Origin of the sequence: Pseudostreptobacillus hongkongensis (assembly GCF_001559795.1) — a bacterium.
Lineage (GTDB): Bacteria > Fusobacteriota > Fusobacteriia > Fusobacteriales > Leptotrichiaceae > Pseudostreptobacillus > Pseudostreptobacillus hongkongensis.
The window spans coordinates 1-1,365 of the sequence record NZ_LOHY01000137.1 but is presented as its reverse complement, the minus strand read 5'-3'; the positions used below and the strand labels follow the sequence as shown (position 1 = coordinate 1,365).

The window sequence follows — 1,365 nt, the reverse complement described above, 5'->3', positions numbered from 1 at the left end:
TATTAAAAATAGTCAAAATGTAAATAGCAAATGCACAAAAATTTTAAATTAGAAATGCACAAAATTTGTAGGAGAGTGTAATGCAATTAAAACAAGAACAAAGGATTAAAATAGATGTGTATTTGAGAGAAGGAAAAACAATCACTGAGATATCTGAGATTTTAGGTTATTCTTATCAAACGATACTAAGAGAAATAAATAACAGAAGTATATTAGTGTATAATTCTAAAGTAATAAAACATATTAAAATTAAAGAAGAACATATATGTACTCTTTTAGAAAAACAGCCTAAAGTATGTAATAAATGTCCCAAATTTAAAAGAAATACTTGTTGTTATGATTACATTGTATATGATAGTAATGTAGCACAAGATAGTTATGATAAACGTAAGAAAAGAGGTATGGGAGTAAAACAAGAATTGTATTTAGATTTAGTGAAAAAATATTTAAATAAGCAACAACCTATATCACATATAATATCAATGATAAAAAGAAACTACAATGATACTTTAACTAGGCAAACGATATATGATTGGTATAATAAAGGGTTTATAGAATATAATAAAAAGAAAGTTAGAATAAAGAATAAAATATTTAAAGATAAAGAAACATATCAAATGATAAGTAAAAAAGAAAGATTAAAGGGTAGAGAATACTTTGCCTTTTTAGAATATGTTAAAGAAAATAAAAATACTTTTGTAACAGAAATAGATTTAGTAGAAGGGATAAAAAGCTCTGATATATATTTATTAACAATATTTATTCCAGAAATACAGTTTCTATTTGCCTTTAGAATAAAAAATAAGTATCCTACGAGTGTTGCTAAAGTATTTGATTGGATAGAGAAAAGAATAGGGCATAAGAATTTTAAAAGATTGTTTGGAGTACTTTTAGCAGATCAAGGAAGTGAGTTTTTAAATCATGAAATAATAACAAAGAGTATTTATGATTCTTATACAAGAAGATGTAAAATATTTTATTGTGAAGCAGGTAAACCGTATCAAAAAGGAAATGTTGAGAATATACATAGAATATTAAGGAGATATATACCTAAAGGGGTGGATATATCAAATTATACACAAGATGATATAAATTTTATAGTATCAAATATTAATAGTTTGTATAAACCTAAATATAAAAATAAATCCCCTATAGAGCTATTTAAAGAAAGATTTTCAAAAGTCATTCTTGACAAATTATCTATAGAGGAAATAGCTTGTGAAGATATAATAGTTACAAGCTATCACAAAATATCAAAAATATGATAGCATATTTTGAAAGAAAATGAAATGTGATTTTGTGCATTTGGGGTTTACAAAAAAAATTTAATTTAAAAATTTTGTGCATTTTAAACTTTACACTCCA

Annotated in this window: 1 protein-coding gene; it reads left to right on the top strand. The window is 23.7% G+C overall.

What is annotated here, in order from left to right; translation table 11 throughout:
• Nucleotides 1-80: 80 nt before the first annotated feature.
• Nucleotides 81-1,265 (top strand): IS30 family transposase, encoded by a 1,185-nt coding sequence (locus AYC59_RS06610; RefSeq protein ID WP_066896667.1) that lies wholly within the window; start codon nt 81-83, stop codon nt 1,263-1,265.
• Nucleotides 1,266-1,365: the final 100 nt, after the last annotated feature.